Annotated in this window: 12 protein-coding genes; 5 read left to right on the forward strand and 7 right to left on the reverse strand. The window is 71.9% G+C overall.

What is annotated here, in order from left to right:
* Window positions 1-26: 26 nt before the first annotated feature.
* Window positions 27-1679, forward strand: coding sequence for a multicopper oxidase domain-containing protein (locus ACFZB3_RS41925; protein WP_391386842.1), 1653 nt, complete (start codon window positions 27-29; stop codon window positions 1677-1679).
* Window positions 1680-1790: 111 nt separating this feature from the next.
* Here ACFZB3_RS41925 and ACFZB3_RS41930 read toward each other — a convergent pair whose 3' ends face one another.
* The 5 genes from ACFZB3_RS41930 to ACFZB3_RS41950 all read right to left on the reverse strand — a co-directional run bounded on the left by ACFZB3_RS41930 (window position 1791) and on the right by ACFZB3_RS41950 (window position 7819).
* The gene (locus ACFZB3_RS41930) at window positions 1791-3305 is read right to left on the reverse strand and encodes an MFS transporter (protein ID WP_391386845.1); all 1515 of its coding nucleotides are present in this window, start codon (window positions 3303-3305) and stop codon (window positions 1791-1793) included.
* Window positions 3302-3853: a TetR family transcriptional regulator gene (locus ACFZB3_RS41935; RefSeq protein ID WP_391386848.1), complete on the reverse strand. Its 552-nt coding sequence runs from the start codon at window positions 3851-3853 to the stop codon at window positions 3302-3304. The genes ACFZB3_RS41930 and ACFZB3_RS41935 overlap by 4 nt, the downstream gene beginning before the upstream one ends.
* An 81-nt stretch (window positions 3854-3934) precedes the next feature.
* Window positions 3935-4906, reverse strand: a complete 972-nt coding sequence (locus tag ACFZB3_RS41940) for an aldo/keto reductase (RefSeq protein ID WP_391386851.1) — start codon at window positions 4904-4906, stop codon at window positions 3935-3937.
* A gap of 189 nt (window positions 4907-5095) precedes the next feature.
* The gene (gene argH / locus ACFZB3_RS41945) at window positions 5096-6523 is read right to left on the reverse strand and encodes an argininosuccinate lyase (RefSeq protein WP_391386854.1); all 1428 of its coding nucleotides are present in this window, start codon (window positions 6521-6523) and stop codon (window positions 5096-5098) included.
* A 99-nt stretch (window positions 6524-6622) separates the two neighbouring features.
* On the reverse strand, window positions 6623-7819 hold the full coding sequence (locus ACFZB3_RS41950; RefSeq protein ID WP_391386857.1) for an argininosuccinate synthase: 1197 nt from the start codon (window positions 7817-7819) through the stop codon (window positions 6623-6625).
* A gap of 189 nt (window positions 7820-8008) precedes the next feature.
* Here ACFZB3_RS41950 and ACFZB3_RS41955 point away from each other — a divergent pair, with 189 nt between their 5' ends.
* From ACFZB3_RS41955 to ACFZB3_RS41965, 3 genes are all read left to right on the forward strand, one after another.
* Window positions 8009-8878, forward strand: coding sequence for a hypothetical protein (locus tag ACFZB3_RS41955; protein WP_391386861.1), 870 nt, complete (start codon window positions 8009-8011; stop codon window positions 8876-8878).
* A 118-nt stretch (window positions 8879-8996) separates the two neighbouring features.
* Window positions 8997-9584 (forward strand): pyridoxamine 5'-phosphate oxidase family protein, encoded by a 588-nt coding sequence (locus tag ACFZB3_RS41960; protein WP_391386864.1) that lies wholly within the window; start codon window positions 8997-8999, stop codon window positions 9582-9584.
* Between the two features lie 3 nt (window positions 9585-9587).
* Window positions 9588-10292 (forward strand): L,D-transpeptidase family protein, encoded by a 705-nt coding sequence (locus ACFZB3_RS41965; RefSeq protein WP_391386869.1) that lies wholly within the window; start codon window positions 9588-9590, stop codon window positions 10290-10292.
* A 108-nt stretch (window positions 10293-10400) separates the two neighbouring features.
* On the opposite strand, the gene ACFZB3_RS41970 is transcribed toward ACFZB3_RS41965, so the two are convergent.
* Entirely contained in the window at window positions 10401-11885 is a 1485-nt protein-coding gene (locus ACFZB3_RS41970) for an ATP-binding protein (protein ID WP_391386872.1), read from the reverse strand.
* Between the two features lie 4 nt (window positions 11886-11889).
* Window positions 11890-12630 (reverse strand): response regulator, encoded by a 741-nt coding sequence (locus tag ACFZB3_RS41975; RefSeq protein ID WP_391386875.1) that lies wholly within the window; start codon window positions 12628-12630, stop codon window positions 11890-11892.
* Between the two features lie 150 nt (window positions 12631-12780).
* Here ACFZB3_RS41975 and ACFZB3_RS41980 point away from each other — a divergent pair, with 150 nt between their 5' ends.
* The gene (locus ACFZB3_RS41980) at window positions 12781-14136 is read left to right on the forward strand and encodes a ferric reductase-like transmembrane domain-containing protein (RefSeq protein WP_391386878.1); all 1356 of its coding nucleotides are present in this window, start codon (window positions 12781-12783) and stop codon (window positions 14134-14136) included.
* Window positions 14137-14146: the final 10 nt, after the last annotated feature.

Here is a 14146-nt window from a genome sequence, read left to right on the forward strand (position 1 = left end):
GAGCACACAGCATGTCTTATTCAGACATGCAGAAACCTTCTCGGCGTACCCTGCTCCGTGCTCCGTTCGCTGCCGCCGGCGCGGGACTCCTCGCGGCATGTTCCGACTCGGGCCCCGAACCCGGTTCCGGCCCGCAACACACGGCCGGTACCGCGGCGTTCGTCCCGGTGGGGCCCAAGGGGTACGTCAACCCGTCGGACCCGGAGGTGCTCGCGACCGAGCGGAAGCGCGGGTCCGGCCCCGTCCGCATGATCAAGTTCACGGCTGCCAGGAGCATGCTCGACCTGGGCGGGCGGACGGTCCACAGCTGGGCCTACAACGAGTCGGTCCCGGGGCCGCTGGTGCGGGTCACCGCCGGTGACGTCCTCAGCCTGACCCTCTCCAACCAGCTGGCCGAGAAGACCTCGCTGCACGCCCACGGGGTGCGCCTGCGCTGCGACATGGACGGGGTCCCGGACCTGACCCAGCCGCCCATCGCGCCGGGCACGGACTTCATCTACCGGTTCGTCGCCGCCCACCCGGGCACGTACCTGCTCCACTCGCACGTCGGCATGCAGCCCGACCGGGCGCTGTACGCGCCGTTCATCGTCGACGACCCGAAGGAGCCGCTCGCCTACGACCAGGAGTGGGTCGTCGTCCTGGACGACTGGATCGACGACATCGACGGCTCCAACCCCGAGCAGGTGCTCGACCAGCTCAAGCCGGGCGGGGCCATGGCGATGAGCATGGGGATGGGCATGGGCCCCGGCCACGACGGCCCGAGCCCGCACGGATCGGCGCACGCCTCCGCGTCGCCGTCCAAGTCCGCGTCCAAAGGCAGGTCGAAGACACCGAAGGGGCCCGACCGGGTCCTGCGCAACTCGCACAGCCAGTTGCTCCACGGCGAGGGCGGCAACGTCGCCTACCCGCACTACCTGGCCAACGGGCGCCTGCACACCGACCCCTCGGTCTTCCGCTGCCGCCCCGGCGACCGGGTCCGGATCCGCATCATCAACGCGGGCTCCGAGACGGCCTTCCGGGTCGCGCTCGGCGGCCACCAGATGACCGTCACCCACACCGACGGCTACCCCGTGCAGCACAAGAGGACCGACGCGCTGCTCATCGGCATGGCCGAGCGGTACGACGTCCTCGTCACCGTCAAGGACGGCGTCTTCCCGCTCGTCGCGCTCCCCGAGGGCAAGAAGGGCAGGGCGCTCGCGGTCCTGCGCACCGACAAAGGCAGAAACCTTCCGGCGCCGGATGTCCGCCCGGCCGAGCTGGACCGCGAGATCGTGCCGGCGCGCCGCCTGCTGCCGGCCGAGTCCGTCGCCATGGACGACCGGGTCCCCGACCGCGACCTGCTCATCAGGATCACGGGCACGATGCAGAGGTACGACTGGGGGTTCGACCACACGCAGTACGACGTGCGGCAGCGGCATGCGGTGCGGGCCGGCGAGCGGGTGCGGCTGACGCTCGTCAACGCGACCGACATGTGGCACCCGATGCATCTGCACGGGCACACGTTCTCGGTCACCGGGATCAGCTCGGCCGGCGCCCGCAAGGACACGACGATCGTGCTGCCGCATCGCAAGCTGGTGCTCGACTTCGACGCCGACAACCCGGGTCTGTGGATGCTGCACTGTCACAACCAGTACCACTCGGAGAGCGGGATGATGACGGTGCTGGGTTACAAGAAGTGATCCGAGGGGCTTCGGTGGCCCTTTGAGGGCGGGTGCGCCGTGGTTTCCCGCGCAGTTCCCGCGCCCCTTCGGGGACGGCGCCTCTGAAGGGGCGCCGTCCCCGGGCGGCGTTCAGAGTCTCTGGTTCCTGAGGAGGAACCAGGCCGCCACCGCCGTCGCCAGGAGGACCGCGGCGCCTGCGCCCGAGGCCAGGTGGAGGCCGTGGGTGAAGGAGTCGCGGGCCGCTGCCAGCATGTCGGCCGCCGTGGGCGCGGGCATGGTCTTCGATGCCTCCAGCGCCGCGCCCAGCGACTCGTGGGCGGCGGCCGGGGTGCCCGGCGGGGCCGTGAAACCGCGGTAGACGCCCATCACGATCGAGCCGAGCAGGGCGATGCCGAGCGCCGCGCCCAGCTCGTACGCCGTCTCGGAGACCGCCGCGGCGGCACCGGCCTGGTCCTTGGGGACGCTGGAGAGGATGACGTCCGCCGTGACCGTGAAGGAGAAGCCCGCGCCGACGCCGACCACCAGGAGGGCGGCACCCAGGACCGGGTAACCGGTGGACTGCGCGAGGGTGGTCAGGGCCGCGAGGGCCAGTCCCACGGCCGCCAGGCCGCCGGAGACGACCGCCCGTACCGAGTAGCGGCGGGCCGCCCGGCCGGCCACCAGACCGGCCGCCACCGCCCCGACCGCGGCCGGGAGTTCGGCCAGGCCAGCCTCGAACGGGTGCCTGCCCTGGACCAGTTGCAGGTACTGGGAGAGGAAGAACACCAGGCCCGACATGCCGAGCACGGTCAGCAGGTCGGCGAGAACCGCGCCGCTGAAGCCGCGGTTGCGGAACAGCCGCATGTCCAGCAGGGGCTTGGGCATGGTGAGCTGACGGCGGACGAAGCCGTAGAGGGCCGAGGCGCCGAGCAGGGCGGTGGCCGCGGTCACGCCGGTGAGGCCGTGGGTGGCGGCCTCCTTCACCGCGTAGACGACGGCAATCATGCCGACCAGCGACAGGACGACGCTGATCAGGTCCCAGGGGCCCGGGGCGGGGTTGCGGGACTCCGGGAGCGTCCGGAGGCCGACGAGGACCAGGACCACCATCACCGGCAGGTTGATCAGGAAGACCGAGCCCCACCAGAAGTGCTCCAGCAGGAAGCCGCCCACGATCGGGCCGACGGCCGTGCCGGCCGAGGCCGCCGCGCCCCAGATGCCGACGGCGAGGCTGCGCTCGCGCGGGTCGTGGAAGAGGTTGCGGATCAGGGCGAGGGTGGCCGGCATCAGGGTCGCGCCCGCGACGCCCAGCAGGGCACGGGCCGCGATCAGCATCCCGGGGGTGGTGGCGTACGCGTTCAGGACGGATATCGCGCCGAACGCCGTCGCGCCGACGAGCAGGATCCGCTTGCGGCCGATGCGGTCGCCGAGGCTGCCCATGGAGACCAGCAGACCGGCGATGACGAACGAGTAGACGTCGCCGATCCAGAGCAGCTGGGTGCCGGAGGGGTTGAGGTCTTCGCTGATGTAGGGGGTCGCGAGGCCGAGGACGGTCGCGTCCACGGCCACCAGCAGCACGGCGAGCACGAGCGCGGAGAGCGCGAGCCAGCGGCCCGGCCGCTTCTCCTCCGCCTCCGCGACGCGCGCCGGCTGCAGGGTGCTGGTCATGATTCCTCTCTTCGTCGTGCGCCGCCGAGCAACAGCTCGACGATCATGTGGGTGAAGTCCTTGGGGGCAACGCGGCCTTCGGAGACCGCCCAGGCGGCGGAGGCCAGCAGTCCGTACAGCGCCTCGGTGAGCCAGGCGGGCGTGAGGTCGATACGGAACTCGCCACTCCGCTGGCCGCGCCCGAAGAGTGCCGCGATGCGTTCGTCGATCCGCGCCCAGCCCTGGTTCTGGCCCTCGCCCTCGAACAGCTGGTTCTCGGTATAGAGGAAGGCGAGCAGGCCGGCGGCCGGTTCGATCTCGCGGACCAGGCGGTGCACGGCGTCGGCCGCCGGGCCCTCGTCCAGGCGGGCCGCGTCCAGGGCCGCCTCGCACTCCGCGATGCCGAGCGCCTCCAGCGCCCGGACGAGCGCGTCCCGCCCGGCGAAGTGCCGGTGCAAGGTGGCCCGGCTGATCCCGGCGGCCCTGGCGACCTCGTCCATGGTCGCGGTGGATTTGCGGGTCAGCAGGGCGGCTGCGCTGCGCAGGACGTGGTCGCGGTCGAGGGCCATGAGACAAGAGTAGCCCACGTGAGACACCTGTGTCTCATTATTGGCGTGCGTGACTCACAGCGGGTGGCTGCGAGGGTCCCGTCAGTGCCAGGGCAGGCCGGCGCGCCGCTCCCAGTAGGCGCGCGGCTCCTCGACCAGGGTGGCGAGGCGGGTCAGCTGGTCCGCGTCGAGGTCGACCACGGCCGCGTGCAGGTTGGAGGCGAGCTGGTCGACCGTCGCCGCGCCGGAGAGGACGACCCCGGCCCAGGGCCGGCGGAGCACGACCGCGAGGGCGACGGCGTCGCAGCCCAGGCCGGTCTCCTCGGCCACGGCCCGCAGGGCGTCGGGGGCGTACGGGGCGGCCAGCCGGCCGTTGGCCATGCCCTCCTTCACGATCACGGTGAGCCCGGCGCCGTGGGCCTCGGCGAGGGCCGGCTCCGCCGAGGTCTCCAGGGCGTTGTACGTCGACTGGACGGTACGGAAGAGGGGCGCGCCGTCGACCGTGACGGCGAGGGCGGCACGGATGGCGTCGGCCTGGGCGGGGCCGCTGGTGGAGAAGCCGACGGTGAGGCCGGCGGCCGCGGCTTCGGCGAGGCGGGCGTGGAGTTCCTTGTCGGTGAGGGCGGGGCTGTCCGGGGTCACCGAGTGGATCTGGTAGAGGTCGAGGCGGTCGCCGAGCAGCTCGGCGGTCTCGGCGCGCTGCCGCTCGTACGTCCGCAGGCTGTGGTCCTTGACCTCGTGCGTCTCGGCGTCGGCGGACCAGCCGGCCGTGTAGGTGTAGCCCCACTTGCTGCCGACGACGACGTCGGTGACGTCGGGGCGGGCGGCGAGCCAACCGGCCAGGAACTCCTCGGAGCGGCCGTAGGAGCGGGCCACGTCGAAGTAGCGGACGCCCTGGGCGTAGGCGGCGTCGAGCAGTTCGTGGGTGCGAGTACGGAGGGCGCCGACACTGCGGTCCTCGCCGAGGTCGGTTTCGCGGCCGAGGTTGATGTAGCCGGGGCGGCCGACTGCGGCGAGGCCGAGGCCGATGTGGGCGGTAGGAGTTGTTGCTGTCGCCAGTCGGGCGAAGGGCATCGCGGGCTCCGGTTCGGTCGGCTGCGTCGGGCTTCGACCAACGTAACCCGCGATGACCTCTGGTTCGCCGTTCAGCTCGGGGGGTGCGGTGCGTCGGCGAGTGCGGGTGGCGGGGGTTGCTCGCGCAGTTCCCCGCGCCCCTTTCGGGGCGCGTCACCTGCAGCGCCCCGAAAGGGGTGCGGGGAACCCCTACTTCTTCGCGTCGGCCCACTCGTGCTGCCGGGCCACGTTCGCCTTGGTCTCCGCCAGCTGGACCGCCACCGCGCTCGGGGCCGTGCCGCCCCTGCCGTTGCGGGAGGCCAGGGCGCCCGGGACGTTGAGGACCGTCCGCACCTCCGGGGTCAGGTGGGCGGAGATCTTCGCGAACTGGTCGTCGGTCAGCTCGTCCAGTTCCTTGCCCTCGGCCTCGGCCGCCTTGACGCACTCGCCGGCCACCTCGTGGGCGACCCGGAACGGCACGCCCTGCTTGACCAGCCACTCCGCGATGTCGGTGGCGAGGGAGAAGCCGGCCGGGGCCAGTTCCTCCATGCGCTCGCGGTGGACGGTGAGGGTGGCCATCATGCCGGTGAAGGCGGGGAGCAGGACCTCCAGCTGGTCGCAGGAGTCGAAGACCGGCTCCTTGTCCTCCTGGAGGTCGCGGTTGTAGGCGAGCGGGAGGGCCTTGAGGGTGGCCATGAGGCCCGTCAGGTTGCCGATCAGGCGGCCGGACTTGCCGCGGGCCAGCTCCGCGATGTCGGGGTTCTTCTTCTGGGGCATGATCGACGAACCCGTGGAGAACGCGTCGTGCAGGGTCACGAAGGAGAACTCCTTCGTGTTCCAGATGATGACCTCCTCCGCGATCCGGGAGAGGTTCACGCCGATCATCGCGGTGATGAAGGCGAACTCCGCCACGAAGTCGCGGGAGGCCGTGCCGTCGATGGAGTTGGCGACGCTGCCGTGCTCGAAGCCGAGGTCGGCGGCGACCGCCTCCGGGTCCAGGCCGAGCGAGGAACCCGCGAGGGCGCCGGAGCCGTAGGGGGAGACGGCCGTGCGCTCGTCCCACTGGCGCAGCCGCTCCGCGTCCCGGGACAGGGACTGGACGTGGGCCAGCACGTGGTGGGCGAAGAGGACCGGCTGGGCGTGCTGGAGGTGGGTGCGGCCGGGCATCGCCACGTCCGGGTGGGCCTCGGCGAGGCCGACGAGGGCGTCCTGGAGGTCGGCGATCAGACCGCCGATGGTCCGGGCGTGGTCCCGCAGGTACATCCGGAAGAGGGTCGCCACCTGGTCGTTGCGGGAGCGGCCGGCGCGCAGCTTGCCGCCGAGGTCGGCTCCGAGGCGCTCCAGGAGTCCGCGCTCCAGGGCGGTGTGGACGTCCTCGTCGGCGACCGTGCCGACGAAGGAGCCGTCGGCGACGTCGGCCTCCAGCCGGTCGAGGCCGGCGATCATGCGCTGGAGTTCGTCCTCGGTGAGCAGGCCCGCCTTGTGCAGCACGCGCGCGTGGGCACGCGAACCGGCGATGTCGTAGGGCGCGAGCCGCCAGTCGAAGTGGACGGACGCGGACAGCTTCGCCAGGGCCTCGGCGGGACCGTCGGCGAAACGGCCGCCCCAGAGCCGTACGTCACCGCTGTTGCTGCTCACTTGCGTTGCTCCTAGAAGAGATACGGATGTGGCACCGCCTCCCCGGCCATGAACGGGGAGGCGGTCGTCACGCTACTGCTTGCGCGAGGTCACGTCGGGCTACGCCCGCAGCTGACGCTGCGCCGCGATCTTCGACGACAGGCTGTAGATGTCGATGAAGCCCTTGGCCGCGGCCTGGTCGAAGGTGTCGCCGGTGTCGTAGGTGGCGAGGTTGAAGTCGTAGAGGGAGGAGTCGGAACGGCGGCCGGTGACGACCGCGCGGCCGCCGTGGAGCGTCATGCGGATGTCCCCGGTGACGTACTGGTTGGCCTCGTCGACGAAGCCGTCCAGGGCGCGCTTGAGCGGGGAGAACCACTGGCCGTCGTAGACGAGTTCGCCCCAGCGCTGCTCCACCTGCCGCTTGTAGCGGGCGAGTTCGCGCTCGACGGTGACGTTCTCCAGCTCCTGGTGGGCCGTGATGAGGGCGATCGCGCCCGGGGCCTCGTACACCTCGCGGGACTTGATGCCGACGAGACGGTCCTCGACCATGTCGATGCGGCCGACGCCCTGGGCGCCCGCGCGCTCGTTCAGTTCCTGGACGGCCTGGAGGACGGTGACGGGCCTGCCGTCGATCGCCACCGGGGCGCCCGCCTCGAAGGTGACGACCACCTCGTCGGGCTCGCGCGGGGTGGCCGGGTTCTGGGTGTACTCGTAGATGTCCTCGATCGGGCCGTTCCAGATGTCTTCCAGGAAGCCGGTCTCGACGGCGCGGCCGAAGACGTTCTGGTCGATGGAGTACGGGGACTTCTTGGTGGTCGCGATCGGGAGCTTCTTCGCCTCGCAGAAGGCGATGGCCCTGTCCCGGGTCATCGCGTAGTCGCGGACCGGTGCGATGCAGGTCAGGTCGGGGGCGAGGGCGACGATGCCGGCCTCGAAGCGGACCTGGTCGTTGCCCTTGCCGGTGCAGCCGTGGGCGACCGTCGTGGCGCCGTGCTTGCGGGCGGCAGCCACCAGGTGCTTGACGATCGCCGGGCGGGAGAGCGCGGAGACCAGCGGGTAGCGGTCCATGTAGAGGGCGTTGGCCCTGATCGCCGGGAGGCAGTACTCGTCGGCGAACTCGTCCCTGGCGTCGGCGACCTCGGCCTCGACCGCACCGCAGGCCAGCGCGCGCTTGCGGATGACGTCCAGGTCCTCGCCGCCCTGGCCGACGTCCACCGCGACGGCGATGACCTCGGCGCCCGTCTCCTCGGCGATCCAGCCGATGGCGACGGAGGTGTCCAGCCCGCCGGAGTAGGCGAGTACGACGCGCTCGGTCATGGGTCCCTCCTCCCGTACATCCACTTGCTATGCATGAGTATGCAGAGCACTGCATGATTCGTCAATCCGACGGGATTCGTCGAACAGATGTGAAAAAGGTTTGAACAAACGAAACCGCTTTCTCGTACCCATGCCTGAACGCAGGCGCCGCGTTTGTAAACCCACCTCTGACCCGAGTGAGGCATCCGCATGTCCAGGGCTCTCCCGAAGTACAACAAGCGTCGCGTCGCGTTCATCGGCGGCGCCGCCGCCGTGGCGCTCTCCGGTGCGGTCATCGCTGGTTCGGCCCTCGCCGGTACGCCCGACCAGAGCAGTGGCACGAGCAACGCGCGTACCCTCGCCGCCTCGCCCGGCACGATCACCTGCCCGGACGTCGCCTCGCAGCTGCCCGCGATCCCCGCCTCCGCGCAGGCCGAGGTCACCCGCAACCTCACCCTGCTCCAGACGCAGATCGCCGAGGCCAACAAGCGGCTGGTCGACACGGTGGGCCAGGGCGGCCCGAACTTCGTGAACAACGCGATCCTCGGCCCCCTCAAGGACAAGCGGGTGGCGACCATCAACCGGATCGCCACCGCGATCGGCCGTACGGCCGCCAAGCCGACCGGCCTGGACTCGCTGGCGCCGTGCACCCTGAACGCGAGCGGGACGAGCACGAACACGGGCAGCGGTACGGCGACGGGCACCGCCTCGGCCACGCCGACCACGGCCGCGACCCAGCAGCAGTCGACGGGCAGCACCGGCAGCACGAACACGAACACCAGCGCCGTCGGCACGATCACCTGCCCGGACGTCGCCTCGCAGCTGCCCGCGATCCCCGCCTCCGCGCAGGCCGAGGTCACCCGCAACCTCACCCTGCTCCAGACCCAGATCCAGGAGGCCAACACCCGGCTCCAGAACACGGTCGGCCAGGGTGGCCCGAACTTCGTGCAGAACGCGATCCTCGGCCCGCTGGCGGACAAGCGGAAGTCGACCATCGACCGGATCGCCATCGCGATCGGCCGGACCTCGACCAAGCCGACCGGCCTCGACTCCCTGGCCGCCTGCACGCTCACCAAGTGACGTGACAGGCAGCTGTGGCCGCCCCGTGTACAGCGCCGGCCGGGGCGGCCGCAGTGGGGCCCGTCCGGAACCCGGAATCCCTTAGACGCGCGAAGTAACCGGGTCGATAATTCCCGGCATGGGAAAGACCTATGAGCGCATCGACGGCAGACTCCGCACGTTCATCGAGGAACAGCCCCTGTTCTTCACCGCCACCGCCCCGCTCGCGGGCGACGGCACGGTCAACCTCTCGCCCAAGGGCCTGCAGGGCTCCTTCGCGGTACTCGACGAACTCACCCTCGCCTACCTGGACTTCGCCGGCTCGAACGCCGAGACCATCGCCCATCTGCGGGAGAACGGCCGTATCACCCTGATGTGGTGCGCGTTCCAGGGCCCGCCGAACATCGTGCGGGTGCACGGGCACGGCGAGGCGGTCTTCCGCGACGACCCGCGCTTCGCGGAACTCCTCACCCGTTTCCCGGACATCGACCCGTCCCTGCACGGCCTGCGCGCGATCATCGTCGTGCACGCCGAACTCATTCGCGACAGCTGCGGTTACGCCGTCCCCTACATGGCGTACGAGGCCGACCGTGAGCTGCACGGGAAGCGCTTCTCGCGTGAGGACGACGCCTCGCTGAGCGCGTACTTCGAGAAGAAGGACCACATCGCGGTGAGCCTGGACGGCCTACCCGGGCTGCCGTTGCCCTTGCCTCCGTCTAGCGTCTGAGCCATGCGCCAAGGCCTCGTCGTCACCCTCGTGTCCGCGTCCCTGCTGCTGCTCGGTGCGGCACCGGGTGGCGGGGACGCCGCACCGCTGCCCACCCTGATGGCCGACACCGGCGGCGGCAGCCAGCTGATCACCGCGGAGGCGTCCGCGCTGAGCTCGACCTCGGGGACGCTGACCTGGTGGGAGCGCCGGGACGGGCAGTGGGCGCAGGTGGGGTCGGCCGCCGCGCGGTTCGGGGCGAAGGGGCTGGTCGAGGGGGCCAAGCGGCAGCAGGGCACGAACACGACCCCGACCGGGCTGTACGACCTCCCGTTCGGGTTCGGCCTCCAGGCGGCGCCGGCCGGGACCGCCGTCGAGTACCGGCCGGTGACGGCGGACTCGTGGTGGTGCCAGGACAACGACTCCGCCTCCTACAACCGCTGGGTCGAGCGGCTGCCGTCCGACTGCCGGGCCGCCGAGGCGGAGAAGCTGTCGTCGTTCACGACGCAGTACGGGTATGCGCTGGTGATCGGGTTCAACTACGCGCAGCCGGTGCGGGGGCGGGGGGCCGGGATCTTCCTGCACGTCAACGGGGCGGGGGCTACGGCGGGGTGTGTTTCGGTGCCGGAGGACGCGATGCAGCGGATTCTCCAGTGGGCCGATCCGAAGAAGGCGCCGCATATGGCCATGGGGACAGCGAGCGGGGATACGGCTCTTACCCGGTATTGAGGGTGCGGTTGCGCCGTGGGGGTGCGGGGGCCTTGGCGGGTGCCGGTTGTGTGCGGCTGGTCGCGCAGTTCCTCCCCCAGCCTTCGGCCGGGGGTACCCCCAGCGCCCCTAGGTGTCTCCGCTGGTCGCGAGTTTGACCGTGAACGTTGTTGACCCTGGGGCGCTCTCCAAGGTCACCGTCCCCCCGTGCGCCTCCACCACCGCCGCCACGATCGACAGGCCCAGGCCCGCTCCGCCGCCGGGGGCGTCCGCGCGGCGGCGGTGTTCTGCTCGGGTGAAGCGTTCGAAGACGCCGGGCTGGATGTCCTTCGGGATGCCCGGCCCGTCGTCGTGGACCCGGAGGAGCGCCTCCGCGCCGGCCGTCTCCAGGGTCACCGTCACCTTCGTGCCGGCCGGGGTGTGCAGGCGTGCGTTGGCCAGCAGGTTGGCCAGCACCTGCTGGAGGCGGTGGGTGTCGCCCGTCACCGTCACCGGTTCCTCGGGGAGATCGAGGGTCCAGCGGTGGTCCGGGCCGGTGGCGCGGGCGTCCGTGACCGCGTCCAGGACCAGGTGGGTGAGGTCGACCGGGTGGCTCTCCAGAGGGCGGCCCGCGTCCAGGCGGGCCAGGAGGAGGAGGTCGTCGACCATCTCGCCCATGCGGGAGGACTCGGCGGCGATGCGCCGCAGGGCCCGGGTGACCTCGGGGGGCACCGGGCCCGGGTGCAGCAGTGCCAGTTCCGCGTGGCCGCGGACCGACGCGACCGGGGTGCGCAGCTCGTGGCTGGCGTCGGCCGCGAAGGTGCGCAGGCGTTCCTCGCTGGCGTGGCGTTTGGTGAGCGCGTCCTCGACGTGGCCCAGCATGCGGTTGAAGGCGGCGGCCATCCGGCCGACCTCGCTGCGGGGGTCGGACTCGGGGGCGCGGGGCGGCAGGGCCACCTCGCCGCTGGCGAGGGGGAGTTCGCTGACCCGGGCCGCGGTGGCCGCGACGCGGCTCAGCGGGCGCAGGGACCAGCGGACCCAGAGGGCACCGGCCACTCCGGCCACGGCCAGGGCGAGGCCGAAGACGGCGGAGGCGACCAGTTCCAGGCGGTGCACGGTGGCCCGTACGGGTTCCAGGGGCAGACCGGTGATCAGCACGTCGCCGTCGCGGCCCGGCCAGGCCAGCAGCCGGTAGTCGCCGATCGAGGAGAGGCGGACCGTGTGGCCGCGGCCGTCCACCGGCAGTTCGGCGAGGGCCGTGCGGTCGCGGTCCGTGAGGGTGACGGTCAGGTCCGGGTCGGCGCCGGCGGGGATCAGGGCCGCGTTGGTGACCCGGCCCTTCAGCGTGCGGGCGCCGAAGGTGCCGGCGGCCTGGCGGCGGGTGTCGCCGTGTTCGTCGCCGTCCCGGTCGCTGGGCTTGAACTTGCCGCCGTGTTCGAGGGACTGCGGGAAGCTCGGCCCGGTCTGCTGGAGCTGCTGGTCGAGGCGGCCGGTGAGGAAGCCGTCCAGTTCGACCACGGCCGCGACGCCGACGGCCGCGCAGCTCACCGCGAGCAGCACGACCAGGCCCGCGATGAGGCGGGCGCGGAGGGTGCGGGGACGGGGCAGGCGGCGTAGCCGTCGGAGGAGATTCACCAGGTCACCTGGTCACCGGTTTGAGGACGTAGCCCGCGCCGCGGACCGTGTGGATCATGGGCTCGCGGCCCGCGTCCACCTTCTTGCGCAGGTAGGAGATGTACAGCTCGACGACATGGGCACGGCCGCCGAAGTCGTACGACCACACCCGGTCGAGGATCTGCGCCTTGCTGAGGACGCGGCGCGGGTTGCGCATCAGGAAGCGCAGGAGTTCGAACTCGGTCGGGGAGAGCTCGATCAGCTCGCCCGCCCGGGTCACCTCGCGGGCCTCCTCGTCCATGGCGAGGTCGCCGACGACCAGGCGGGGGCCGTCCTCCTGCTGGCGGGCCATGCCGGCGCGGCGCAGCAGGCCGCGCAGCCGGGCGACCACCTCCTCCAGGCTGAAGGGCTTGGTCACGTAGTCGTCGCCGCCCGCGGTGATGCCGGCGATCCGGTCCTCGACGGCGTCCCGGGCGGTGAGGAAGAGCACGCAGACGTCCGGCTTGACCTGGTGCAGCGAGCGGAGCACGGTGAAGCCGTCGGTGTCCGGGAGCATCACGTCGAGGACCACCGCGTCCGGCAGCAGCTCGCGGGCCGCGGCCAGCGCGCTCGCGCCGTCGCCGGCCGCGCGGACCTCCCAGCCCTCGTAGCGCAGGGCACCGGTGAGGACCTCGGCGAGGTCGGGGTCGTCGTCGACGACGAGGACGCGGAGCTGGGTGCCGTCGGGTCGGGTGAGGGCGGGGCGGCCGGAGCGGGTCGTGTTCATCGCGTCTCCCAGCATCCCTCGTCCCGCGGGTGACGAGGGGCCGCCCGGCCTCTGAATTTCCTCTGAGCCTGCTCAGCGGGTCCCGGTTCAGAAGGTGCTCAGAGGTTCGGGCTGCACAGTGGCGTCCTGACCGGAGAAAGGACCCGACTCATGACGACCGTGGACGAACGGCGTACGGCACCCGCCGTGCCCGTGGCCACGCGCCGCTCCCCCGCCGCCGTCGTGCTCGGCGTTCTGTGGGCCGGGGCGGCGGCGGTGATCCTGCTGTGGTGGTCGGACACCGGCTCCGTGGTGGGTGCGGCGGGCTGGCTGACCGGGGCCGGGCGGATCGCCGGGCTGCTGTGCGGGTACTCCTGTGCGGTGCTCGTCGGCCTGATGGCCCGGGTGCCGCTGCTGGAGGTGCGGGTCGGCTCGGACCGGGTCGCCCGCTGGCACGCGATGGCCGGCCGGTACACGGTCTGTCTGCTGGTCGCGCACGTCGTGCTGATCCTGACCGGGTACGCGGCCCAGGACCACGCCTCCGTCGTCCACGAGACGCTGAACGTCGTCCTGGACTACCCCGACATGCTCAAGGCGACCGCCGGCACGGTGATCCTCTTCGCCGTCGGCGTCACCTCGGCGCGCGCCGCCCGCCGCCGTACCAGCTACGAGTTCTGGTACTACGTGCACCTGCTCACCTACGCGGCCGTCTTCCTCGCCTTCTTCCACCAGCTGACGCTGGGCAACGACCTCAACGGCAAGCCGGTCGCCACCGCCTTCTGGTACGCGCTGTACCTGGGGGTCGCGGCGCTGGTGGTGTGGTTCCGGATCCTGGCGCCCGTGCGGCTCAACCTCCGGCACCGGCTGCGGGTGCACTCGGTGCAGCAGGAGGCGCCGGGCGTGTACTCGGTCGTCGTCCAGGGCCGGCGGATCGGGGAACTGGGCGCACAGGCCGGGCAGTTCTTCCGCTGGCGGTTCTTCGGCGGCGACGGCATGGGCTGGACGTCGACCCCGTACTCGCTCTCGGCGCCGCCGCGCGGCGACCTGCTGCGGATCACGGTCAAGGCGCTCGGCGACCACAGCACGGCGGTGGCACTGCTGCGCTCGGGCACCCGGGTGTGGGCGGAGGGCCCGTACGGCGCCCTCACCGCGGACCGGGCCACCAGCCACCGGACCCTGCTGATCGCGGCCGGCGTCGGCGTCACCCCGCTGCGGGCGCTCTTCGAGACCCTGCCCGGCGACGTCACCCTGCTCTACCGGGCGCGCACGGCCGAGGACCTGGCGCTGGGCGGCGAACTGGAGGCGATCGCGCGCTGGCGCGGAGCCCGGGTGCGCTACGCCCTCAACGGCCCGCGGGGCGAGCGCCCCGCCCTCACGGCGGAGTCGCTGCGGGCGACCTTCCCGGGTCTCGCCGGTTACGACGTGTACATCTGCGGTCCGCACGGCTTCGCGCAGGAGCTGTACGGGGCGCTGCGGGGTGCCGGAGTGCCGGACCGCCGCATCCACCACGAGTCGTTCGAGCTGTGAGGCCGCTGCC

This window comes from Streptomyces sp. NPDC008092 (assembly GCF_042957285.1).
Taxonomy (GTDB): Bacteria; Actinomycetota; Actinomycetes; order Streptomycetales; family Streptomycetaceae; genus Streptomyces.